At 66.8% G+C, this 23,091-nt stretch carries 21 protein-coding genes and 1 pseudogene; 11 read left to right on the top strand and 11 right to left on the bottom strand.

Annotation, left to right across the window (positions count from 1 at the left end; translation table 11 throughout):
- Nucleotides 1-24: 24 nt before the first annotated feature.
- Nucleotides 25-2,781, top strand: coding sequence for a DEAD/DEAH box helicase (locus tag SKC41_RS22640; protein WP_330980099.1), 2,757 nt, complete (start codon nucleotides 25-27; stop codon nucleotides 2,779-2,781).
- Between the two features lie 57 nt (nucleotides 2,782-2,838).
- Complete coding sequence (locus tag SKC41_RS22645; protein WP_330979904.1) at nucleotides 2,839-3,600, top strand: DUF4333 domain-containing protein; 762 nt, start codon at nucleotides 2,839-2,841, stop codon at nucleotides 3,598-3,600.
- 1 nt (nucleotide 3,601) lies between these two features.
- Here the strand turns inward: SKC41_RS22645 and SKC41_RS22650 are convergent, their stop codons facing one another.
- Nucleotides 3,602-4,558 carry a 5'-3' exonuclease gene (locus SKC41_RS22650; RefSeq protein WP_330979905.1) on the bottom strand — a complete coding sequence of 319 codons (957 nt, stop codon included), beginning with the start codon at nucleotides 4,556-4,558 and terminating at the stop codon, nucleotides 3,602-3,604.
- 35 nt (nucleotides 4,559-4,593) lie between these two features.
- Between SKC41_RS22650 and SKC41_RS22655 the strand changes: the two genes are divergently transcribed.
- Nucleotides 4,594-5,718, top strand: coding sequence for a M24 family metallopeptidase (locus SKC41_RS22655; protein WP_330979906.1), 1,125 nt, complete (start codon nucleotides 4,594-4,596; stop codon nucleotides 5,716-5,718).
- On the opposite strand, the gene SKC41_RS22660 is transcribed toward SKC41_RS22655, so the two are convergent.
- Together SKC41_RS22660 and SKC41_RS22665 are read right to left on the bottom strand one after the other, a co-directional pair.
- On the bottom strand, nucleotides 5,715-6,020 hold the full coding sequence (locus SKC41_RS22660; protein WP_330979907.1) for a DUF2563 family protein: 306 nt from the start codon (nucleotides 6,018-6,020) through the stop codon (nucleotides 5,715-5,717). The two genes, SKC41_RS22655 and SKC41_RS22660, sit on opposite strands and share 4 nt — an antisense overlap.
- 11 nt (nucleotides 6,021-6,031) lie before the next feature.
- The gene (locus SKC41_RS22665) at nucleotides 6,032-6,823 is read right to left on the bottom strand and encodes a DUF5631 domain-containing protein (RefSeq protein ID WP_330979908.1); all 792 of its coding nucleotides are present in this window, start codon (nucleotides 6,821-6,823) and stop codon (nucleotides 6,032-6,034) included.
- A gap of 1,089 nt (nucleotides 6,824-7,912) precedes the next feature.
- On the opposite strand from SKC41_RS22665, the gene SKC41_RS22670 reads away from it, so the two are divergent.
- Nucleotides 7,913-8,131, top strand: a complete 219-nt coding sequence (locus SKC41_RS22670) for a hypothetical protein (protein WP_330979909.1) — start codon at nucleotides 7,913-7,915, stop codon at nucleotides 8,129-8,131.
- A gap of 86 nt (nucleotides 8,132-8,217) precedes the next feature.
- On the opposite strand, the gene SKC41_RS22675 is transcribed toward SKC41_RS22670, so the two are convergent.
- Both SKC41_RS22675 and SKC41_RS22680 read right to left on the bottom strand, forming a co-directional pair.
- Nucleotides 8,218-8,670 (bottom strand): hypothetical protein, encoded by a 453-nt coding sequence (locus SKC41_RS22675; RefSeq protein WP_330979910.1) that lies wholly within the window; start codon nucleotides 8,668-8,670, stop codon nucleotides 8,218-8,220.
- 237 nt (nucleotides 8,671-8,907) lie between these two features.
- Complete coding sequence (locus SKC41_RS22680; protein ID WP_330979911.1) at nucleotides 8,908-9,669, bottom strand: hypothetical protein; 762 nt, start codon at nucleotides 9,667-9,669, stop codon at nucleotides 8,908-8,910.
- A 418-nt stretch (nucleotides 9,670-10,087) separates the two neighbouring features.
- Here SKC41_RS22680 and SKC41_RS22685 point away from each other — a divergent pair, with 418 nt between their 5' ends.
- Complete coding sequence (locus SKC41_RS22685) at nucleotides 10,088-12,685, top strand: WXG100-like domain-containing protein (RefSeq protein WP_330979912.1); 2,598 nt, start codon at nucleotides 10,088-10,090, stop codon at nucleotides 12,683-12,685.
- Between the two features lie 12 nt (nucleotides 12,686-12,697).
- Nucleotides 12,698-12,961 (top strand): hypothetical protein, encoded by a 264-nt coding sequence (locus SKC41_RS22690; protein WP_330979913.1) that lies wholly within the window; start codon nucleotides 12,698-12,700, stop codon nucleotides 12,959-12,961.
- Between the two features lie 34 nt (nucleotides 12,962-12,995).
- On the opposite strand, the gene SKC41_RS22695 is transcribed toward SKC41_RS22690, so the two are convergent.
- Nucleotides 12,996-13,409: a F420-dependent biliverdin reductase gene (locus tag SKC41_RS22695; protein WP_090603160.1), complete on the bottom strand. Its 414-nt coding sequence runs from the start codon at nucleotides 13,407-13,409 to the stop codon at nucleotides 12,996-12,998.
- A 35-nt stretch (nucleotides 13,410-13,444) separates the two neighbouring features.
- Between SKC41_RS22695 and SKC41_RS22700 the strand changes: the two genes are divergently transcribed.
- The 4 genes from SKC41_RS22700 to SKC41_RS22715 are packed head-to-tail and all read left to right on the top strand — an operon-like array spanning nucleotide 13,445 to nucleotide 16,828.
- Nucleotides 13,445-14,194 carry an SDR family NAD(P)-dependent oxidoreductase gene (locus SKC41_RS22700; protein ID WP_330979914.1) on the top strand — a complete coding sequence of 250 codons (750 nt, stop codon included), beginning with the start codon at nucleotides 13,445-13,447 and terminating at the stop codon, nucleotides 14,192-14,194.
- Nucleotides 14,191-15,351: a precorrin-6y C5,15-methyltransferase (decarboxylating) subunit CbiE gene (cbiE, locus tag SKC41_RS22705; RefSeq protein ID WP_330979915.1), complete on the top strand. Its 1,161-nt coding sequence runs from the start codon at nucleotides 14,191-14,193 to the stop codon at nucleotides 15,349-15,351. The genes SKC41_RS22700 and cbiE overlap by 4 nt, the downstream gene beginning before the upstream one ends.
- A complete protein-coding gene (gene cobM / locus SKC41_RS22710) occupies nucleotides 15,348-16,103 on the top strand; it encodes a precorrin-4 C(11)-methyltransferase (RefSeq protein ID WP_330979916.1) in 756 nt (251 codons plus the stop codon). The genes cbiE and cobM overlap by 4 nt, the downstream gene beginning before the upstream one ends.
- Nucleotides 16,103-16,828 (top strand): cobalt-precorrin-6A reductase, encoded by a 726-nt coding sequence (locus SKC41_RS22715; RefSeq protein WP_330979917.1) that lies wholly within the window; start codon nucleotides 16,103-16,105, stop codon nucleotides 16,826-16,828. Before cobM ends, SKC41_RS22715 begins: the two co-directional genes overlap by 1 nt.
- Here the strand turns inward: SKC41_RS22715 and sigC are convergent.
- Complete coding sequence (gene sigC / locus SKC41_RS22720) at nucleotides 16,825-17,379, bottom strand: RNA polymerase sigma factor SigC (RefSeq protein ID WP_330980100.1); 555 nt, start codon at nucleotides 17,377-17,379, stop codon at nucleotides 16,825-16,827. The genes SKC41_RS22715 and sigC overlap by 4 nt on opposite strands.
- 180 nt (nucleotides 17,380-17,559) lie before the next feature.
- Nucleotides 17,560-18,195, bottom strand: a pseudogene (locus SKC41_RS22725) (DUF2275 domain-containing protein); the annotation flags it as partial.
- A 98-nt stretch (nucleotides 18,196-18,293) separates the two neighbouring features.
- Here SKC41_RS22725 and SKC41_RS22730 point away from each other — a divergent pair.
- Nucleotides 18,294-19,856 carry a PPE family protein gene (locus SKC41_RS22730; protein WP_330979918.1) on the top strand — a complete coding sequence of 521 codons (1,563 nt, stop codon included), beginning with the start codon at nucleotides 18,294-18,296 and terminating at the stop codon, nucleotides 19,854-19,856.
- Nucleotides 19,857-19,862: 6 nt separating this feature from the next.
- Here the strand turns inward: SKC41_RS22730 and SKC41_RS22735 are convergent, their stop codons facing one another.
- The 3 genes from SKC41_RS22735 to cobG are packed head-to-tail and all read right to left on the bottom strand — an operon-like array spanning nucleotide 19,863 to nucleotide 23,086.
- Nucleotides 19,863-21,341, bottom strand: a complete 1,479-nt coding sequence (locus SKC41_RS22735) for a precorrin-2 C(20)-methyltransferase (protein ID WP_330979919.1) — start codon at nucleotides 21,339-21,341, stop codon at nucleotides 19,863-19,865.
- On the bottom strand, nucleotides 21,338-21,964 hold the full coding sequence (locus tag SKC41_RS22740; RefSeq protein WP_330979920.1) for a precorrin-8X methylmutase: 627 nt from the start codon (nucleotides 21,962-21,964) through the stop codon (nucleotides 21,338-21,340). The genes SKC41_RS22735 and SKC41_RS22740 overlap by 4 nt, the downstream gene beginning before the upstream one ends.
- A 9-nt stretch (nucleotides 21,965-21,973) precedes the next feature.
- Nucleotides 21,974-23,086 (bottom strand): precorrin-3B synthase, encoded by a 1,113-nt coding sequence (gene cobG, locus SKC41_RS22745; RefSeq protein ID WP_330979921.1) that lies wholly within the window; start codon nucleotides 23,084-23,086, stop codon nucleotides 21,974-21,976.
- Between the last annotated feature and the right edge of the window lie 5 nt (nucleotides 23,087-23,091).

Genomic DNA, 23,091 nt, shown 5'->3' on the forward strand with positions numbered 1-23,091 from the left:
ATGACAGTGGCACCTGACGGCGGCGTGACCGAACTGACCGAGCTGCCACGGTTCACCGCGGAATTGCCGTTCGGGCTCGACGATTTCCAGAACCGGGCCTGTGCGGCGCTAGAACGCGGTCACGGCGTATTGGTTTGCGCGCCAACGGGAGCCGGCAAGACGGTGGTCGGCGAGTTCGCCGTGCACCTGGCGCTGGCCGCCGGCAGTAAGTGCTTCTACACCACTCCGATCAAGGCGTTGAGCAACCAGAAGCACACCGACCTGACGGCACGCTACGGCCGCGACCGGATCGGGTTGTTGACCGGCGATGTGTCGCTGAACGCCGATGCGCCCGTGGTGGTGATGACCACCGAAGTGCTGCGCAACATGCTTTACGCCGATTCGGCTGCGCTGCAAGGACTTTCCCATGTGGTGATGGATGAGGTGCATTTCCTTGCCGACCGGATGCGGGGTCCGGTGTGGGAGGAGGTGATCCTGCATCTGCCCGACGAGGTGCGGCTGGTGAGCCTGTCGGCGACGGTGAGCAACGCCGAGGAGTTCGGCGGCTGGATCCAGACCGTGCGCGGCGACACCACGGTGGTGGTCGACGAGCACCGGCCGGTGCCGCTGTGGCAACACGTATTGGTCGGCAGGCGCCTGCTGGACCTGTTCGACTACGAGAACGAGAAGCCGGCCGCGGATCGTCATCCGCGGGTGAATCCCGAACTGCTGCGCCACATTGCGCACCGCCGCGAGGCCGACCGGATGGGTGATTGGCGTGGTCCTCGCCGGCAGCCGGGCAGGGGCAGGCCGGAACGGCCGCGCTTCTACCGGCCGCCCGCGCGGCCGGACGTGATCGCGACGCTGGACTCCGAGGGGCTGTTGCCGGCCATCACGTTCGTGTTCTCGCGCGCGGGTTGCGATGCCGCGGTGCAGCAGTGCCTGCGCTCGCCGCTGCGGCTCACCAGCGAGGAGGAACGCGCCCAGATCGCCGAGGTGATCGAGCACCGGTGTGGCGACCTCGACGACGCCGACCTCGCGGTGCTCGGCTACTACGAGTGGCGGGAGGGGTTGCTGCGCGGGTTGGCGGCCCACCACGCCGGCATGTTGCCGGCCTTCCGGCACACGGTCGAGGAGCTGTTCACCGCCGGCCTGGTCAAGGCCGTGTTCGCCACCGAAACACTGGCGCTGGGCATCAACATGCCCGCCCGCACGGTGGTGCTCGAGCGGCTGGTGAAGTTCAACGGCGAGGCGCACGTGCCGCTGACGCCGGGGGAGTACACGCAGCTGACCGGACGGGCCGGCCGGCGCGGGATCGACGTCGAGGGCCACGCGGTGGTGCTCTGGCATCCCGCCGAGGAGACCTCCGAGCCGTCGGCGGTGGCCGGGCTGGCGTCCACCCGTACGTACCCGCTGAAAAGCTCGTTCGCGCCGTCGTACAACATGACGATCAACCTGGTCCAGCACATGGGCCCGGAGCAGGCGCACCAACTTTTGGAGCAATCGTTCGCCCAGTACCAGGCCGACCGGTCTGTCGTCGGATTGGTAAAAGGCATCGACCGCGGCAAGCGGATGCAAGACGAAATCGCCGCCGAACTCGGTGGGGCCGACGCGCCGATCCTGGAATACGCCCGGATGCGCGCACGGATTACCGAGATGGAGCGCGCGCAGTCCCGGGCGTCGCGGCTGCACCGGCGCCAGGCATCCAACGAGGCGCTGGCCGGACTGCGCCGCGGCGACATCATCACGATCACCAACGGCCGGCACAGCGGCCTGGCGGTGGTACTGGAATCGGCGCGCGACGGCGACGACCCGCGGCCGCTGGTGCTCACCGAACACCGTTGGGCGGGCCGGATTTCGTCGGCCGACTACTCGGGGGCCACGGCGCCGCTGGGGTCGATGTCGTTGCCCAAGCGCGTCGAACATCGCCAGCCGAGGGTCCGTCGCGATCTGGCCTCGGCGCTGCGATCGGCCGCCGCTCCGCTCGACGTTCCGTCGCGCCGTCGCGCCGCGGATTCCGACGGCGGCTTCCACGATCCGGAGCTGGCGTCGTTGCGGGAGGAGTTGCGCCGCCACCCGGCACACAACAGCCCCGGCGTCGAGGCGCAGGTTCGAGAGGCCGAGCGCTATCTGCGCATCGAACGCGATAACGCGCAGCTGGAAAAGAAGATCGCCGCCGCCACCAACTCGCTGGCGCGCACGTTCGACCGGATCGTCGGGCTGCTCACCGAGCGCGAGTTCATCCAGGGCTCCGCGGGTGATCCGCGCGTCACCGACGACGGCCGGCTGTTGGCCCGCATCTACAGCGAGAGCGACCTGCTGGTCGCCGAATGCCTGCGCACCGGTGCGTGGGCGGAGCTGAAGCCCGCCGAGTTGGCCGCCGTCGTCTCGTCGGTGCTTTACGAGACCCGCGGCGGTGACGGCCCCAGCGCTCCGTTTGCCGCCGAGGCGCCCACGCCGCGGTTGCGGCAGGCGTTGCTGCAGACAGCGAAGTTGTCGTTCGCGCTACGCGCCGACGAGCAAACACACCGCATCGCGCCGAGCCGCGAACCCGACGACGGCTTTGTCACCGTCGTCTACCGCTGGGCCCGGACCGGCGATCTGGCCGGCTCGTTGGCCGCGGCGGACGCGACCGGCAGCGGTTCGCCGTTGTTGGCGGGCGATTTCGTACGGTGGTGCCGCCAGGTGCTCGACCTGTTGGACCAGGTTCGCAATGCCGCGCCGGATGCTGAACTGCGGGCGACGGCGAAGCGCGCCATCAACGATGTTCGGCGCGGCGTCGTCGCAGTTGACGCCGGGTAGGCTGGCTCCGAGCTACCGTTACAGGGCCACACGACACGAGGTGATTGAGGAGAAATGATGAGCGGACCGCACGGATCGGACCCGGGCCAGCAGTGGCAGCCGCCCGGCGAGGGTGGCGATCGCTCCCAGGAACCGACTCAGGTGGGTCAGGTGGGCTCGCCCTGGCAACACCAGCAACCGCCGACCCAGGACGGCACCTGGCAGGCGCCGGCGTATACGCCGCCCGCCGAGTACCCCCAGTACCAGCAGCCGTACCCCCAGCAACAGCAGCCGGGGTACGGGCAGCCCGAGCAGCAGCAGTACGGTCAGCCCGGCCAATACGGGCAGCCGGGGCAATACGGCCAGCCCGGTCAGTATGGCCAGCCCGGTCAGTACGGCCAGCCCGGTCAGTACGGCCAGCAGCCCGGTCAGTACGGGCAACCGGGCCAGTACGGCCAGGCCGGCCAGTACCCGCAGCAGTACCCGGGTCAGCCACAGAAGAAGCGCTCGATGGCGCTGATCGGCGGCATTGCCGGTGCGGTCGCCTTCCTGCTGATCGCGGTCGTGCTGGTGCTCGGTTTCTGGGAGCCCGGCTTCTTCGTCACCACCAAGCTGGACGTCAACAAAGCGCAGGCCGGTGTGCAGCAGGTCCTGACCGACGAAACCAATGGCTACGGCGCCAAGAACGTCAAAGACGTCAAGTGCAACAACGGCGCCGATCCCACCGTGACGAAGGGCGCCACCTTTGACTGCGCCGTCAGCATCGACGGGGCGCCGAAGCGCGTGACGGTGACCTTCCAGGACGACAAGGGCACTTACGAGGTCGGACGGCCGCAGTAACTCACTGCGGCAACGAGTCGAGCGCTTTTTGCAGTCGGGCGATCGAGGACCCCACGCCGAATTCGGTCGCCAGCGCCGCGGTGCGCTGCGGGTCGGCGGCGACCAGCGGTAGTTCGTCGGTGGGCGTCGACAAGGTGATCGGTGCGTCGGTGGCCACCCGCACCACCTGGCCGGCGGCCTCGATGTAGTCGGTCGCGCCCAGCAGTTTGGCCCGCACGCCCTTGGCGAGCTTGGATTTCGGGTCGTGGGCGGCGGCCAGGATCTGATCCAGCGAGCCGTGCTGGGCCAGCAGGGTGGCGGCCGTCTTCTCACCGACGCCCGGCACACCCGGCAGGCCGTCGGACGGGTCGCCACGCAGCAGCGCGAGTTCGGCGTAGGCCGGCCCGGCGTTTTCCGCCGGCACGCCGTACTGCTCGGCCACTTCGGCGGGCCCGAACAGGGTGGCTTTGGCGAGGCCGCGGCCCAGGTAGAGCACCCGCACTGGGACCGGGTCGTCGGCCACCACCTGCAGTAGGTCGCGGTCTCCGCTGACCACGACGACCGGGTCGTCGCGTTCCTGCGCGGCCAGCGTGCCGAGTACGTCGTCGGCCTCGAAGCCCTCCGAGCCGGCTGTCGCAATCCCAAACGCGTCAAGCAGTTGCATGATCATGTCCACCTGCGGCGTCAGGTCGTCGGGCACTTCCTCGATGTCGGGCGTGCCGTCGGGTTCGGGTTCGGCCACCCGATGCGCCTTGTACGACGGAATCAGGTCGACCCGGAACTGCGGGCGCCAGTCCAGGTCGAGGCAGACCGCCAGCCTTTTCGGCCGCTGTTGGGTGATGACGACGGCCATCGAGTCGATGAATCCGCGGACGGCGTTGACCGGGCGTCCGTCGGGGGCGGTGATCGACGACGGCACCCCGAAATACGAGCGGAACCACATGCTGGCGCCGTCGAGGAGGCACAGAGGTGCGGGCATGCGGCCATCCTGCCAGCGCGGTTAGCCTGGCTGCCATGGACTCTCACCGATTCGACGCCGAGGTCTACGCCCGTCGCCTGGCGGCGGCTGCCGCGGCGACCGCCGAGGCCGGACTCGACGGCCTGGTGATCACCCCGGGGTACGACCTGCGCTATCTCAGCGGCTCGCGCGCGCAGACGTTCGAGCGGCTGACCGCGCTGGTGGTGCCGGCTACCGGTGATCCGACCGTCGTGGTGCCGCGGCTGGAGCTGGCCTCGCTCCAGGGATCGGCCATTGCGGAACTGGGCTTGGCGGTGCGCGATTGGGTCGACGGCGACGACCCCTACCAGTTAGTCCTTGCGGCCCTGGGTGGTCCTGCTGCTGTTGCCGTCACCGATTCGATGCCGGCGCTGCACCTGTTGCCGTTGGCCGGATTGCTCGGCGTGTCACCGGTGTTGGCCACCGACATCCTGCGCTCGCTGCGGATGGTCAAGGAGGAGTGCGAGATTGACGCGCTGCGCAAGGCGGGTTCTGCCATCGATCGGGTGCACGCCCGGGTGCCGGAGTTCCTGGTTCCGGGTCGCACCGAGGCCGACGTCGCCGCCGATATCGGCGAAGCCATTGTCGCCGAGGGGCATTCGGATGTGTCGTTCATCATCGTCGGCTCCGGGCCGCATGGGGCCGACCCGCACCACAGCTATTCGGATCGCGAACTGCAGGCCGGTGACATTGTCGTCGTCGACATCGGTGGAGCCTACGAGCCTGGATACCATTCCGACTCCACCCGCACGTATAGCCTCGGCGAGCCTGATGCTGTTGTCGCGCAGCAGTATTCGCTTCTGCAGCAGGCTCAGCAAGCGGCGCTCGAGGCGGTTCGCCCGGGCGTGACTGCCGAGCAGGTCGATGCCGCCGCGCGCGATGTGCTAACCGAGGCCGGGCTGGGTGAGTTTTTCGTGCACCGCACCGGTCACGGCATCGGGCTCTCGGTGCACGAAGAGCCGTACATCGTCAAGGGCAATGATCTGCCTTTGACTGCGGGAATGGCCTTTTCGATCGAACCGGGTATCTACTTCCCGGGTCGCTGGGGGGCTCGCATCGAAGACATCGTCATCGTGACCGAGGACGGCGCGCTGCCCGTCAACAACCGGCCGCACGAACTTGTGGTGGTGCCGGTGTCCTAGCTGGGGTAGACGGCCCGCAGTTCTGCAGTATTGCGCTCTTCCATCTCGGTGAAGCCGGCGGCGGCCTTGTGTGCCTTGCCGCCGATGTCGATGAGCGTTTCACCATGGGCCTGAAGGCTTTTCACATGCCTACCATGGACCACACTCACCGCGTCGTGGAAGGCGTCAGCGGCGTCAAAATCGCCGAACATTCCTGACATCACGGGCCCTCGCGACAGGCGATCCGCCGCGTCTTGGGCATGGCCGCCCGCGCGCTGCGTCTGGCTGCCGCCCGAGTGTAGTAAGCCGGTGTCGACGTACATCGCTGCCTTCCTTACTGGCTCATCGTGGTGCTGTAGGCCTGGAACCAGGCGAGGTGATAGTTAGCTTCCGACTTGTTGCCGGCCACCAGGGCTTCGATCGCGGCCAGCAGCTGCCAGTTGCCGATATCGTGGCAGTCGACGTTGTCGGGGTAGCTATCCAGAACGCGGGTGCTGACTTCCCGCAGATGCGTCTGAAGAAGTTCGACTTCCCTGTCCAGCACTCCGGTGCCGCTGGTGGCAGCCTTGGCCAGGGTGTGGGCGAGCCTTGGTAGACCGTCGCGCCACTGGGTCGCTTGGTTGAGTTCCCAACCGAGTTCATCAATTTCGGGCACCCGTCGCGGGCGCGGCGAGGTGGGAATTGGCTCGTCTTCTTCGGGGACGGCGTGGATCGGGGTGTAGCCGGCGGCGAGAGTGACTTCGCCGAGCAAGGTTTCGATATCCCCACGGCGGCGTTCGGGGGAGAGCAGCGTGACCGCGGCCGGAATTTCGATGCCCGGTGGAATCCAGCCGCTCGCGAGATCGGTTGTCAGCACGGTGGTTTCGTCAGGTCGATCTCCTACTGCCCAGGCCAAGCGTGGTTGCTGACGGGCGACCGCGGCGACGAGTCGTTCCAGCCGTGCCCGCTCGGCGGCGTTGGCGGATGCGGCCCCGGCGACCGCCCCGGTGGCGGTGGCAGCGGCGGCCTCGGTTCCCAAACTCGACGGCGACGATGGAGGGGGCGGGGTCGGAGCCTGACGCACGACAGTGGGTCCGGCAGGGCTCGCCTGTCCCGCCGACGGGTGTACCGGTGCGGAGCTTGCCATCGCCGAAGGCGGTGCGCTCGACGGGACAACAGGGGCGGAGGCCGCGGGGGCCGCCGGCCGAATGTCGGAGGCGTAAGCGGGCAGCGGGCCCGAGGGTGCGGGTGCGGCCGGGGTGGCTGGTGCCGACGGTCCCGCGACGACCTGCGGTGCCGGGGTCGCATCAGGAGCTGCCGCGTGGGCGACAGGCGCTGCCTCATATGCGGGCGCATTGACAGGGACGCTGCCCATGCCGGACGTTGGCGTTGTCGGTGGGGCTTGCGGCTCTGGGGGCTGAGGTGGCGGCACGGCGCCAGCCGTCGCCGAAATCGGTGTTCCCGCTTGCATTCCCTTGTCGAAGCTATGCATCAAGTCGGCCGGGGTGACCGGTTGAACTGGGCTTGCAGGCGCGGTTGGCGCGCCGGTTAGGGGTGTTGCCGTGACGGGCGGAACGCTTTGGGCGCCTCCACCTGCTGGCACCCCTAATGATGGGGTGCCCCCGTGCGACAGCGAGGGCGCGCCAGGCATAGGCCCCGTGGCTGGGGCGGGGGTAGCTGGTGCTGCTGAAACGGGCGGCGCGGGCGGCCGGTTGACATCTGGCATCAGGCGTGGCGGCGAGCCTGGAGCAACTGGAGCTTGCTGCCCCTGGGCGGTGGGAGCTGGTGTATTTAGTCCAGCCGGCGAGATAGCCGCAGCCGGGGCTTGCTGTCCCTGGGGGGTGGGAGCTGGTGTATTTAGTCCAGCCGGCGAGGTCGAGGCCGGCGGAGGGGTATTGAGATCTGGCGGCAGGCCACCGGTTGTGTGGCTGTTGTTGAGGATTCCCTTAACCTGCTCCTGAAGATTCTCCTGATTCGGTCCCCTGAACATCTGGCCCATTTCGAGGCCGTGCGACTGGGCGAATTGGCGAGCGGATTGCCCGGGCATGTCGGCGTTGAGAACCTTTTGCATTGCATCAGAAACGTTTGCGCTGTACTTGGCTGCGACCATATTTGCCTGAGCTCGGTAGCGGTGGATCGCCTCGACGATCTGTGGCACTTTGATTTCAACCGGTTGTTTTGAGTTTTGAATTTCTTTGATTTGCTGGTTGCCTTCATCGGCCACATTAGCTAGAGCATGCTGGAGGCTTACCATGCTGTCGAAGGCGGTACCATACGCGCTCTCTTTGGCACCGTTCTTCTCGGCTACCTCTCGAGCGTGCTCCTCGCCTCGGCTAAAGGCGCTGCGGAGGTCGTCGATCGTATAGCCCTCTTGTTGGGACAGCGGTCCGGTTTGGGCGCCACGCAGCAGATCCGCAAAGTGCATGAAACCCGACTTGATCTGTCCGCGATTTAGCTTGCCGTGAGATAGTGCGGCCAAGTCCTCGTCATAAGGCCATTGTTCGCCGATTAGGAGAAAAGACCATTCGCCTGGAGGAAAAATCATTTGCAAAGTCTTTGAACGGCCACCGCAGTATCATCGGCGGCGTGCACCGTCGGTGCCTCTTCTGAATCTGGCAAGTTATTTTGATATTCAATGACGAGCTCTTGATAAATGTCCGTTAATTGTCGAATCGTTTTGGCTAGTTCGCTTGAAGTTGCCGGCTCTTGAGCAAGCGTGGTTCGAAGGTACTCGCTTCCAGTAAAAATCGCCTGCTGTCCGTTAATGGCGAACACGAGCTGGGACGTGGGATCGGCGCCTCTGTCTCGCGCCGTACTCGCATTTATCGAGTTGCGTACTTTTTCGTATGCCGCGCACACCTTGGCTTTGGCCTCGGCAACCTGTTGGTCGGTGTACGTAGGCGCGGCGGGCGGCTTTGCTGGCGCAGGTCGGAACCAGCCGACGATTGCAACGGCGAGGGTCACTAAGAGTGCAACTGTGAAAAATGCAAACATCGGCCACTGTCGCGTTGGCCGAACGGGTAACGATGGCTGCCAAGGCTGTGGGAGTGGCGGCATCGGTGGAGGTGGAGTGAGGTCCGTCACAGCCCGATCCTATCGCCCGTCCACGATTGCGGAAGGTATCTGCTTCTCGGCGCCGCCGCAGGGCTCTGACTGACTAGTCGCAACAAGTATCGAAATGCGTTCCAGCGAAGGTGATCTGGTGTGCAACTAACGGCGTGCACCGTTCTTCTAACGGTTTGAGTCTGAATCATCGTCATCGCGCTTTTGATCCGGCAAGATGATGCGGCGGCTCGCAACCGGTTTACCCTCAACACGTTTGACGACCTCTGCCACGGGCGGAGGCGTCGTGATGCGGCCCTGGACCGGAGCCCCATTCTTCACAGACGGCGCGACAATGCGTTTGGTATCGGGCTTCTCATCCTTGCCGCCGCCACCGGCTCCATGCATCGCACCGGGCGGCATCATCGGCATCGCGCCCATCCCGCCCCTCGATGCACTCGTCGGCGCCGCGGCGCTTGGTGGTGGTATCGACGTGGAGCGCGCTGACGCGGGCTCAGTGCCGGCTGATGGTGCGGGCAGTGGATTGAGGCTTCCTGTCGGCGTGGTGGCGCCGCCGAGTCCGCCGCCGCCCACACCGCCACCGCCCGCGCCTGCACCGGCGCCGCTGGTCGATCCCGTCAGTTCACCCGGGATGGCCGCCGCTTCTCCGGCGCCGTGCTGCATCGCCCCCATGCCGGCTTGCATCATCTGCTGTCCGATTTGAGCAGCCTGCTGCGGAAGCTGGCTTAACGGTTGCAGCAAACCTTGCATGGCACCCGAGATACCGCCGGCGACTCCGGAGATCATCTGCGGGATCTGCTGAGCCATCTCGGCGGGGCTGCCGGCACCGCCTAACTTCCCGGCTGACTCTGCTTCGTTTGCAGGGAATTTGGCCAGAGCGTCACCGGTTTTCGCGCTTCGTTCGGCATAGCCGGACTCGGTACCAGACATGTCGGCGGGATCACCCGTATTAGCAGCTATCCCAAAGATTCTCAGTAATTGGCTCATGAGCGAACGGCCTGTAGCGAGCTGATCGGGCGTTATCCCCGGAGGTGGCGGCCCGCCGCCCAATTTCGCCAGCGAATCGAGGTCTATTTGTATCCGGTCGCCGGTCATTTCGACCTCCCGCTCGGAATTGTGGGGAGCAGGGCAGTGTCGACGACCATGTCACCCTCCCGGCTACCACGATTTACGTGCCCCCCATGCCTTAGTGGCGAGGTTAATGGCGGTGTGAATGCTGGTCAATTCACTACGCCGCTGGCGGTCGCAGACACCTGGCCCAGACGCCGCGGACATCCCCGACGCCACTGGCAATCAATGAGTTGCGGGTGAATAGCGTCGCCGGACGGCCTGGGCAAAAATCTCGCATGTGGCCCCTGTTGCCGTCGACCCGGATGCGCTGTCCGCTGCGGGCAGCGCCGTAGTCGCCGCGGGCGATGGCCTGGACGCGGCCATGGCGGTTTTGACGGCGGGATTCGGCGCCAACACAGGTTTGGACGTCGCCGGTGAGGTGTTCGGGCTGTCGTATCAAGCGACGGCGGAGTCGTTGTTGAAGGCTGCTGCGGCAGCGATCAATGCATGTCGGCGCAATGGCGTCATGATCCAAGTCGACGCATCGAACTGGTCGAAGGCCGAAGCTGCCTCGCGGCTAGGTGGCGGCGCCAGCGTGCTGCACGCACCAGCGGAGCCGGCCCGCATTGGCGCGCCCGGTCCGCCGGGAACATTGGGCCCAGGGGAGCCCCCGCCGCTGTTGTGGGCAGTGGTGCAGTCCTTCGTTGACGACGTGTGGCCTGACGGCGATGTGGCGGCGCTGCATGCCGCGGCCGGGTGCTGGCGCACGTTTAGCTCGGCGGTCAGTGGAATGCAAGATGCGCTGGACGGATCGAGGACGCTGGTCGGTACGCAACAGATCCCGGAAGGCGAAAAGATCAATCAGGTCTTATCGCAAATCGGCGTCGCGATGGCCAAATTGGGGGCGCAATGCTGGCACATGGCGACCATCCTCGATGATTTCGCTGATCGAGTTGCCAAGGCCCAAAACGATATCCGAAATTTGTTGCACCGCTTGGAGTCGCTGACTGATATCTGGCATGACGTGGTCTCGATACTCGATGGCGATGCGCTAGAAGAAATCAAAAAGATCGCGTGCGACATCAACGCCGTGTTGCATGACTTGGGCCGGCAGGCAAGGGCTTTCGAACAGGGCATAAAGCTGCTGATGCAGGTCGCCGACGGTTTGGTCGTCGACATGGAGAAGTCCATGCGCGGTCAGTTCACCCACTTCCTGGGCGACGCTGTCGGAAACCAGGCCGCCACTGTTTTCGACACGTTCGTCAACGCAAATGAGGGAGTTGCAAAAGTAGCCGCCCAAGCGGCCGTCGGCCTGGGCGATTTAGCAGCGCCGTGGTTGCTCTTGGATCCCGAGGGAGCGGAGAACACCTGGAAGGACATGGTGCAGAGCCAGTTCAAAGCAGGCACGCTCAACCTCATTCTGCATCCTGGGGAAGGCGGGGCAGCCAACATGCAGATGTGGAAATCGCTTCTGCACCTGGATGATTGGAGTACCGCTCGGCCGGGCTTGGGATTCGGGGAGAACGTTTTCGATGGCGCGACCTTATTTGTGCCTGGAATCGGAGAAGCCGGTGCGGGGGCGAAAGCAGGGTCTGCGGCTGCGCGTGGCGCCGAAGAGGCCGCAGAAGGAGCAGGCGCGGCAGGGCGTGTCGGAGAGCTCGGGGAGTTTGCGTCGACTACCGGTGCGCTAGGCGACATTGGCAAGGCCGGCACCAACCTGACGAGAGACCTCGACAACCTCAAACTCGATCTGCCCAAGACGGATTTTCCCACCGGCGGCCGTCCGGTGAGTGCGCCACCGGTCGAGCCTCAAAGCGGGCCACCGCCGCGACCGGTGGAACCAGCGCCGCCAGGTACGCCAGCGCCTCATTCGCCTACGGCGCCCGGGGAATCGGCGCCCGGACGTCCAACAGCACCTGTCGCTCCGCACGAACCAGTGTCAGCACCCGCGGCAGCCCCACGAGAGCCCGCATCGGTGTCGGCCGCACCCACCGAGCACTTGCCGTCACGCAATCCGCAGCCCGAAGAACCCAATCCGTCTCGCGTCCCGCTGTCGGCCGATCGTGCTCCGCTTGAAACACCGCCAGCCGCCGCGCCCTCAGCCCAGCATGCACCGGCGCTCCCATCGGCGGCGCCTCATGCATCGCCTTCACATTTCACGCCTTCCAGTGCGCCATCCGCCGAACTACCTGCGCCAGGTCGCGGCGGATGGCGCGGGCTTGGCGAGGACGGCTCCCCAGGCAGCCCGCATGATGCGCCACCAGGCGAAGGAAGCCCTCACGGACCTGGCGATGGCCGCAGCGAGGCACCAGGATCCCCGCACGACGGAAAACCGGAAGCCGGGAAGCCGCACGACGGCGCATCAGAATCGTCTGACCAGGGTGACGGAGTCCATGGCAACGACTCTTCGACGGACGGGCTCAGCGATGAGAAGCGCGACGAAATCCTGGGCACACCGAAGGGTAGTCGTCCTGACCCCTCGGAGTACCTATCCCCGGAGTATATTCAGCGACACCTCGATAAATTCGCTGACGGGGCGACGCGGTTCATGCCAGAAAGCAATCTGGAAAAATATGGGATTGCTCAACGGGACGGTACTTCGTTCGTAATGCCGAGAAGCGAAGCTGACGCAATGATCAATGGCAGTAAGGGCGATCCACGTGCGATGGAGGCCGAGCTCGGCCTTCCCGAAGGATTTCTCGATTCAAACAGTATTGTTAGAATAGACATATCTGATCCATCAGGATTCGCGTTAAGGATTCCCTCTGGCAATGAAGCAGGAGCGAACGAACAATGGATCCCAGGTGGGCGGCTACCTAACGGCGCATCGGAAGCGGTCGTAGATGGTAGGGATATACCTCCCAGCGACTACACTGTCACGGACATCTTCCAGTAAGGCGAAATATCGATGAAATTTGAAGACACGTACTTTTCAAGAGACGACAGATATTCAATCGGAATCGAGTCTGTCTCCGGTCGATATTATGCGTCAATACCGGTAAGCAATGGCATCGTTGACTATGAAGAGTATTACGAACTAACGCCAGATCAGTATCGTGATTTTCTACGCGACCGCACAGCGGCGATCGAATTCGTACAGGCTTGTCGTAAGCATGAGCACGATGATCTGCTGTTGCAAAGGCCCGGCAATAATCGTGGAACCCCTGTATAGGGCTTCTAACGAGCAAAGCAGGAACGGCGAAAAGCTACTCGCCGCCGCGGTCGAGCAGATCTGACGACCCGAGCACCCGCTCGATCTGAACCTCGATGACCACGCGCCTTGGATTGGGCCGGGGCGTGCGGTAGCGCTGCGCGTAACGCAGCTCCGCGTCGCGCACGGCATCGGCGTCGTTGTTGACCTTGGACCGGCCCTCAAGGGAAATCCAGCGCGCGCCGTCGACCTGGCTGAGCACGGCCACCCCGGCACGGTCGGCGTTAACGGCCTTCTGCGTGCCGCCGCTGGTGATCACCCGGGCGATGTGGGTCGTGGGATCGAAGGTGAATCCGACGGCCACCACATGCGGCGAGTTGTCCGCCCGCAGCGTGGTCAGCATCGCCAGATGACGTTCGGACAGAAACGCCAAAGCGTCGTTGGTGAGCCGCGTCGTGGTGTTCGCCATCACCGCTCACGCTAGCGCAGGTGATAATCGCAGCCGTGGACGACACGGGCGCAGGTCCAGTTCTAATTCTCGGCGGCCGCAGCGAGATCGGCATTGAACTCGCATGCCACCTTGCGAAAGAAGCAACGGTGGTGCTGGCCGCGCGCCGAGCCGATCAGCTCGACGAGCAGGTCACCGCGGTCAAAACTGCCGGCGCGAAGGCGGTCCACACCCGTGAATTCGACGCCGACGACCTGGCCTCGCACGGCCCGCTGGTCGCCGAAGTCATCGCCGAGCATGGGCCCATCGCCACCGCGGTGCTGGCTTTCGGAATCTTGGGCAATCAGGCCCGCGCCGAGGCCGACGCCGACCACGCCGCGGCCGTCGTGCACACCGACTACGTCGCCCAGGTCAGCATGCTCACTCATCTGGCCAACGCCATGCGCGCCTCAAACCGCGGATCGTTGGTGGTGTTCTCCTCGATCGCCGGTGCCCGCGTGCGTCGGGCCAATTACGTCTACGGTTCGGCGAAGGCCGGCCTCGACGGCTTCGCCAGCGGCCTGGCCGATGCGCTGCACGGCACCGGGGTGCACTTGCTCATCTCGCGCCCGGGATTCGTCATCGGGCGTATGACAGAGGGCATGACGCCGGCACCGCTGTCCAGCACCCCGCAACAGGTGGCCGCAGCGACGGCCCGGGCCCTCAAGAAGGGTCGGCGCACGGTGTGGATCCCGTGGGCGTTGGGGCCCGCGGCCGCCGTCATGCGGATGCTGCCGCAATTCGTCTGGCGCAGGATGCCGCGATGATCGTCGTGGTCGGCATCGGCGCCGACGGCATGGCCGGCCTATCCGCAAAATCGAAGCGCGAATTACAAACGGCCACAGTCATTTACGGCGCCGAACGGCAACTCAACTTGCTTGACGACACGGCGGCCGCCGAGCGCAAACCATGGCCGTCGCCGATGCTGCCCGCCCTGCAAGCACTGCCGATCGACGGCCCAGACATCCACATCGTCGCCAGCGGCGACCCGCTCATGCACGGCGTCGGGGGCACCCTGATCCGCCTCCACGGCGCCGAAAACGTCCGCGTAATACCGCACGTCTCATCGGTGACGCTGGCGTGCGCCCGGCTGGGCTGGAACGTCCACGACACCGAGGTGATCAGCCTGGTCACCGCCCCGCCGCACACCGCGGTACGCCGCGGCGGCCACGCGATCGTGCTGTCGCAAAGCGGATCCACGCCGAAGGTCTTAAGCGAATTACTCACCGCGCACGGCCGCGGTGATTCCGAGTTCAGCGTGCTCGAACAACTGGGCGGCCCGGCCGAACGCCGCCGCGACGGCACCGCCCGCGACTGGGTCGACGACGACATCGACGATCTCAACGTGATCGCCATCCGCTACCTGCCCGACGAACGCATCACGCCATTGCCCGACGAAGCGTTCGCTCACGACGGCCAGATAACCAAACACGGCATCCGGGCACTCACCCTCGCGGCTCTCAAGCCTCGGCCCCGCGAGCGGTTGTGGGATGTCGGCGCGGGCTCGGGCAGCATCGCCGTCGAATGGTGCCGCAGTTGGCCGGGCTGCACCGCCGTGGCGTTCGAGCAAGACGAGCAGCGTCGGATGAACATCGAGTTCAATGCCGCCGCCTTCGGCGTCACCATCGACGTGCGGGGCGAAGCGCCCGGCCAGTTCGACGGTGCCGCACAGCCTGACGCCATCTTCATCGGTGGCGGACTGACCCATCCCGGCGTCCTCGATGCTTGCCTCGAGCACCTCCCGACGGGAGGGCGCCTGGTCGCCAATGTCGTGACGACAGAATCGGAAGCTCAACTACTGCAGGCATATTCACGGCGAGGCGGTGAACTGCGACGTTTTCAGCTTTACCAGGGCGAACCGGTGGGCGGCTTCACCGGGTGGCGCCCGCAGTACCCGGTCACCCAGTGGGCGGTGACAAAGTGACCGTTTACTTCATCGGCGCCGGCCCCGGGGCCGCCGACCTGATCACCGTCCGCGGCCAACGACTGCTGCAACGATGCGAAACATGCCTATACGCGGGTTCGATCATGCCGGACGACCTGCTGACCCTGTGTCCGCCTGGCGCGAAGATCGTTGACACCGGACCGTTGACGCTCGAGCAGATCGTCGCTGAACTCGGCGATGCGAACGGCAAGGGTCACGACGTCGCCCGACTGCACTCCGGTGATCCGTCGCTGTACAGCGCGCTCGCCGAGCAATGTCGGCGACTCGAGGCGCTGGGAATCGGCTACGAAATCGTGCCCGGCGTACCGGCTTTCGCCGCGGCAGCCGCCGCCCTGAACCGCGAGCTCACCGTCCCGGGAGTGGCGCAGACCGTCACACTTACTCGGGTATCGACACTGTCGACTGCCATGCCGGCCGGCGAAGACCTGCAAACTCTGGCCCGATCCGGCGGCACGCTGGTACTGCATCTGGCTGCCGCCCAGATCGACGCCATTGTTCCGCAGTTGCTGTCCAACGGCTACCGACCCGAAACGCCCTGCGCAGTGGTTGCTTTCGCAAGCTGGCCACAAGAAGTAACCCTGCGCGGCACGCTGGCCGACATCGCCGACCAGATGCACCAGGCCGACATCACCAAGACCGCCGTCATCATCGTCGGCGATGTGCTTGCCGCCGAGGGTTTTACGGACAGCTACTTGTACTCGGCCGGGCGAACCCGGGGGAGTCGACACTGATGCGAGTGCTGCTGCTCGGTGGCACCGCCGAGGGGCGCGCGCTCGCCAAAGCCTTGCACCCCGATGTCGACGTGATCAGCTCACTGGCCGGGCGGGTCCCGGATCCGGCGCTGCCCGTCGGCGAGGTGCGCATCGGCGGGTTCGGGGGCGCCGACGGCCTCAAACGCTGGTTACGAGAACACGACATCGACGCCGTGGTCGACGCCACCCACCCGTTCGCGGCGACCATGACCGCGCATGCCGCGCAGGCCTGTGAAGAACTGCGCATGAAGCACCTGGTGTTGGCCCGGCCGGCGTGGGACCCCGGCGCCGCAACCGTCGTCGCATCCGACAACGAAGCTGCGAAAGCCGTTGCCGGCCAACGCTATGAACGAATATTTCTCACCACCGGCCGCTCGGGAACCAACGCCTTCGCGAAAAGCGACGCATGGTTTCTGATCCGGGCGGTCACCGAACCCGAGACCCAAGCATTACCCCGCAACCACCAACTGCTGTTGTCCCGCGGGCCGTATGACTACGACAACGAAATCGCCATCATGCGCGAGTACCGCATCGACGCCCTGGTGACCAAGAACAGCGGTGGCGACATGACGAAGGCGAAGCTGGATGCCGCTGCGGCGCTGGACATTCCGGTGGTCATGGTGGACCGCCCGCCGCTGCCAAAGGGCGTGCACAAGGTCGGAACCGTGCGAGAAGCCGCGGATTGGATTGCGCGCCAAGCCTAACCGGTCAGGTCGTCGCGTTCCGCGTCGGCCAGTAGCGCATCGCGGGCTCGGGCAACACGGGACCGGATGGTGCCGACCGGGCAGCCACACACGGCGGCGGCGTCGGCGTAGGGCAGCCCGAGCAACTGGGTCAGCAGCAGCGCCTCGCGTTGCTCGGGGGTGAGGTTGGCGATCATCGTCGTCACCTCGACCAGGTCCTCGAATCCGCGCGCGTGCCGGTCGCCGTTGCGCACGTGCTCGGGGTTGGCACCCGGGGCGGTGCGCGGCCGCGACTGGACGTGTCGAATGTGATCGGCGACCACGCGGCGCGCGATGGACAACAGCCAGGTGCGGGCGCTGGAGCGGCCGGAGAACCGCTCGATCGCCCCGATTGCCCGCAGGAAGGTTTCCTGAGCCAGATCGTCGGCGCTGCCCGCGTCGGAAAGGTAGGCGACGAACCGCCACACGTCTTGCTGGGTGGCTTTGATGAAAGCCTCGAGAGCTCGCTCGTTCCCGCGCGCGGCTGCCAAGGCCAGTTCGGTTACGGCCTCGTCGTCGCTGGACGCGGTCATGGCCAACCACCTTAGTTGCGCGGGTTCGGTCAGTCTACGACGGGCCGTCGTAGAGTTTGCGGCGAGGTCCGACGGAGACCGGTTGATCGGCCGCAAATGGCCGCGGCGACGAGTGGGGAAACTGGCGGGTAGCTTGCCATCGAAGGCGTCGAAGTCAGACCGGCCCGACCCGCGACCGCCGGTTCGTTCGCGCGCCACCAGCACGGCGAACGCCAGCCCCAGCAGCACCGGTACGTGACTGGCGACGCGGGTCGCGGTCACCTGGCCGTCCAGAGCGTCAGCGGTCACGTAACCCATCAGCCCAAGGGAATACGCACCGGCTATCGCCGCTACGCCGGTCGCCATCACGGGGTAGACGCCGGCCGCGATCATGGCTGCCCCCAACGCCAACAACCAGGCCGTGGACTCGTGCAGCAGGTGCTCGCCCGACATCGCGCCGTGCATGTGATGCGACACCATGCCGAAGTTCATTCCGCCGATCTGAGCAGCCGCGAGCACCACCTGGAAGGCACCCACCGCGATGAGTCCCCACCGCGCGTAGCGCGCCCGAACGACACGCATCCAGCCGTGATGCGCCGCAGGGTCCTCGTCGATGCTCGCCATGATTCGTGCGACCAGATCGGGGGCGTCCGCGTGGTCGATCGAGGCCAGCCGACGAGTCTGCGTGGCCGCGCCGATCAACCAGGTGCGGCAACCGCGGCATGTCTCCAGATGGGCATCCACCTGCTGGGCGAGCACGTCTGTTCGCTCGCCGTCCAATCGGGCGGAAAGCGCTTCACGCGCAATGTCACACCGCATCCCTGCATCGTTGCGCATGCGTGCGCCGGGCGCAAAGAAGAAACCCGATGGGAACTAAATCGCGCGGCGCAACGACCACTAAGCACAGCCCACATCGCCCCGGAAGGCCCGCTTCAATGACCGCCCCCATCTGGCTCGCGTTTCCACCAGAGGTGCATTCCACCCTGTTGAGTAGTGGGCCCGGGCCGGGGCCGCTGTTGGCGGCGGCCGGGGCGTGGTCGGCGTTGAGCACCGAATACGCCGACGCCGCCGACGAACTCACCGTGCTGCTGGGTGCGGTGCAGGCCGGGGAGTGGCAGGGCCCGAGCGCGCAGCAGTACGTCGCCGCCCACGCCCCGTATCTGACCTGGCTGCTGGCGAGCTCCGCGGACAGCACGGCTGCGGCCGCATTGCACGAAACGGCCGCCGGCGCCTACACCGCGGCGCTGGCCGCCATGCCCACGATGGGCGAACTCGCCGCGAACCACGCGATTCACGGCGCCCTGGTCGCGACGAACTTCTTCGGCATCAACACGATCCCGATCGCCGTGAACGAGGCCGACTATGCGCGCATGTGGGTGCAGGCCGCCACGACGATGAGCACCTATGAGGCCGTCAGCGAATCCGCACTCGCCGCGGTGCCGCCGTCGACACCCGCGCCGCACATCATGGTGGCGGCCGCCGACACGTCGACCACCCAGCAGCAAGCGACCACGGCGACGCAGCAGTACCCGTCCTGGATGGATCAGCTCGAGGCGTGGATTCGGCAGTACACGACCAGTTTTGCGTGGCCGGTGTCCAAGGAACTCAACCCCGGTGGCTGGCCCTTCCCGCCGGTGCCCTGGGTCAACAGCCTCGCCTCCTTTTTCACGCAGTTGGGGCTCTCGCCCACGCTGGCCAGCGCCATGGGCTGGGCCATCTTCCACACGCTGATGATCTTCTGGCCGTTCATCCAGGTGGCGATTCAGCTGGCCGTCGTCGCCATCCCGGCCATGATGGTCGTCGCCGCGGCCGGGGCCGCCGGCGCCGCGGCGGGCGCGGCGGCGATCGCGGTGAGCACCGCGGTTCCCCTGGCGATCCAGCCGCCGATGCCCGCCATGGCCCCCACGCCGATGCCCACCGCGCCGGCTCCAGCCGGATTCGGCAATGTGCCGACCAGTTCGAGTGTCAGCGCACCCGCGCCTGCACCCGCAACGGCAACTGCCATGCCCGCGCATGGTGCCCCGCCGGTCGGCGGCGGACCCGGCGTTGGCTTCGGCCCGACCAGTACGACGGGACTCGGCGCGGGCCTGTCCGACGCGCTGTACGCCGTTGGGCTGTCCGGACTTTCGGGAAGCGCCAGCGCGCGGAACCGATCCCGCCGCAAGTCAGAGGAGCCCGCGCCGGACGACGCTGACGCCCCGGCCGCGGCCGCGGCAGCATCCGCCAAGCAGCGGTTGAAGGCCCGCCGCCGTCGCGGCGGAACCGCGAAGGACAAGGCCTACCGCTACGAGTACATGGACCTCGAGGACACACCCGCCGCGCCGGACGACGAGCCCGTCACCACCGCCGGGGAGTCTGGCGCCGGGCCGCTCGGATTCGTCGGTGCCGCAACCAAATCCGGCGCGGACGACGCCGCAGGACTGACGACGCTGAACGGCGATGGGCTCAATGACGGTCCGTCCGTGCCGATGCTGCCGAGCAGCTGGGACAAGGACTAGCGAGCTTCAGGTCGGATAGCGCCGCGGCGTGAACACCTTGTCGCCGGAATCGTCTGTGTACCACTGGGTTTGAGAAGAACCGACAATCAGCAGGCAGCGCATGTCGACGTCGGCCGGATCAAGGTCGGCCAGTCGCACCACGTGCACGTCCTCGTCGGGTCCGGACACGTTGCGGCCGATGACCACCGGCGTTCCCGGTTCGCGATGGGTCAGCAGGATGTCACGCATGGCGCCGACCTGCCAGGTCCGGCTTTTGGACGCCGGGTTGTAGATGGCCAGCACCAGATCGGCCGCCGCCGCGGCGGTCAGGCGCGTCTCGATCACGTCCCATGGCTTGAGCCGATCCGACAGCGAAATCACCGCATAGTCGTGACCCAGCGGCGCACCGACGCGGCTGGCGACGGCCTGCGCCGCGGTCATCGCCGGGATCACGCGAACCTGAACCCCGGGCCATTGTTTGGCCTCTTCCAGCACGGCCGTGGCCATCGCGAACACTCCCGGATCGCCAGACGACACCACCGCCACCGCGCGACCCTGTTCGGCGAGCGCGCAGGCCAGGCGCGCCCGCGCGGGTTCGTCGGCGTTGTCGCTGGGGTGGCGCTGCTGCCCGTCGCGCACCGGGACGCGATCGAGGTAGTTGCCGTAGCCGATCAGGTCGGTCGCGGCGGCCAGCTCACGCCGGCTCTGTGGTGTCATCCAGTCGTGGTCGCCGGGGCCGAGTCCGACGACGGCGACGGCCCCGACCGGCGAGCGTTCCTCGAACCGGCGTCCGCCCGGCAGCATGGCCAGGGAGAAGTAGGGCACGCTGGCCACGTCGACGTCGGCGGCCGGCGAGATGCGTTGCGCGGCAGTGCTGGCCCGCTCCACGTAGAACGCTTCGTCCAGCCGTCCGGATGCCGAAAGAGCTTCCCGCACAGTGTGATACGAACGGCCCAGCTTGAGCACCACGGCGGCGTCCGCGTCGGCGAGCCGGCGGGTCAGCTCGGCGACGGGCAGGGTTCCCGGCAGCACCGTCAGCACCTCGTCGCCGGCCACCAGTGGGGTTGCGACTGCCGCCGACGCGGCGCTCACCGATGTCACGCCGGGCACGATGACGGCGTCGAACCGCTGCGTGAGCCGCGTGTGCAGATGCATATACGAGCTGTAGAACAGCGGATCGCCTTCGGCCAGCAGCGCCACCGTGCGTCCCGCGTCGAGGTGCGCGGCGATGCGCTGGGTGGCCTCGATATAGAAGTCCTCGATCGCACCGGCGTAGCCGCCGGGATGATCGGTCACCTCGGTGGTCACCGGATAGACCAGGTGCTCCTCGATCTGACCGGGCCGCAGATACGGTTCGGCGATGCCACGGGCGATGCTGCGGCCGTGCCGGGCGCTGTGGTACGCGACGACGTCAGCCTCGCCGATCACCCGCGCCGCCTTGACGGTCACCAACTCCGGATCGCCGGGGCCCAGGCCGACGCCCCACAGCGTGCCCCGGGTCGTCATTCGGTGTCGCTCGCGATCGCATTGACGGCCGCGGCGGCCATCGCGCTGCCGCCGCGGCGGCCCCGCACCACCAGATACGACATCCCGCGTGGGCGATCGATCAGCTCCACCTTGGACTGCGCCGAGCCGACGAATCCCACCGGCCCGCCGAGCACCGCCACCGGCGCCGCGGCTCCCTCGTCAATCAGCTCGAGCAGCCGGAACAGCGCGGTAGGCGCGTTGCCGATCGCCAACACCGCGCCGTCGAGCCGGTCGGCCCACAGTTCCACGCCCGCCGCGGAGCGGGTGATCTGTCGTCGCGCGGCCAACTCGGGTGCGCGAGGGTCGGCCACCAACGACACGACCTCGTTGCCGGCGGGCAACCGTGCTTTGGTGATGCCGGCGGCCACCATCGACGAATCGCACAGCACGGGAGCCCCATCTCGTAGTGCGGCGCCGGTCCGCGCCACCACGTCCCGGGTGAAGGCGACATGCTCGGCGACGTCAACCTGCCCGCAGGTGTGGATCAACCGGACGACGACCTGCGCCACGTCGGCGGGGAATCGGGCCAAGTCGGCTTCGGCGCGGATGGTCGCGAACGACTGGCGATAGATCTCCGCCGCGTCGCGGATGTAGTCGAGCACCTGCCCACCCTACGGCCGAAGCAGCCGGTATCCGTCGCCGGTAGCGACCAGCACCTGTCCGCTCGGTGGGCTGCCGCACGCGCGTTCGCAGCCGACGTAGTGACGATGCACCGACGAATCCGTCCCGATGAGGTTCGCCGCGTCCGCCCGCACGTCGGCGGCCGAGTGCGCGCAGCCCGGGCTGCCGGTGCAGGCGCTGATGTCGAGCCAGGGGGAGTTCTCGTCGAACACCAAACCCAGCGGCGCCAGCACCCGCAGCGCGGAATCGGCGACGCCCTCGTCGAGGTCGCACACGAGCAGCGAGCGCCACGGCGTGATCACCATCGGTGCCTCGATCACGGCGAGATACTCCGCGACCTGCGCGGGCAGCACACCCAGCGGTACTGCGGCGCCCAACGTAACTCGGCCTTCCGGGCCGGGCCCGTCCTGGGGTATCCAGCCCACCGGCGGTTTGGAGACCGGCGCAAACGGGACCGCGCCGAAATCGGCGCCGGGCAGTAGATCCTCGATGTCGTCCAGTTCATTGATACGCCAAGCACTTTCGCGTATCTCAGTGAACCGGACGGCGACCCCGACCAGCGTGGTGACCACGTCGTCGGCCGCCATGCGCAGGCCGGTGTCGCGTCCCATCAGCAGCAGCGCGTACCCGTCCTCGCAGACGTGTACACCGACGTCGGCGCCCAGCCCGGACACGTCGGCACGGCCGTCGTCGATGCTGAACCAAAACCGGCCACCCAGATCCACCAGCTTGGGCTCGGCGCAGATCGCCGCATCCAGCGCGCCCACCCAGGCCCGCACGTCCGCGCGTCCGCCCGAGCGCCCGGACAGCGGCGAGGCGACGATGTTTCGCACCCGTTCGTGCGTCGCGGACGGCAGCAGCCCGGCCTCGGCGATGCCCTCAGCGACGGCCGACACGTCGGTGATCGCGCGCAACTGCACATTGGCGCGCACGGTCAGTTCCAAGGTTCCCGAGCCGAAGCCGCTGGACAGGCCGGCCAGCGCCGCCAGTTGCGCGGCGGTGATCATCCCACCGGGCAGTCGCACGCGCACCAGAGCGCCGTCTGCGGCCTGATGCACCTGAAGCGCACCGGGGCACGCGTCGCTGTCGCGGGTTCGGGCCATGTAAT

This window comes from Mycobacterium sp. 050128 (genome assembly GCF_036409155.1).
Classification (GTDB): Bacteria; Actinomycetota; Actinomycetes; order Mycobacteriales; family Mycobacteriaceae; genus Mycobacterium.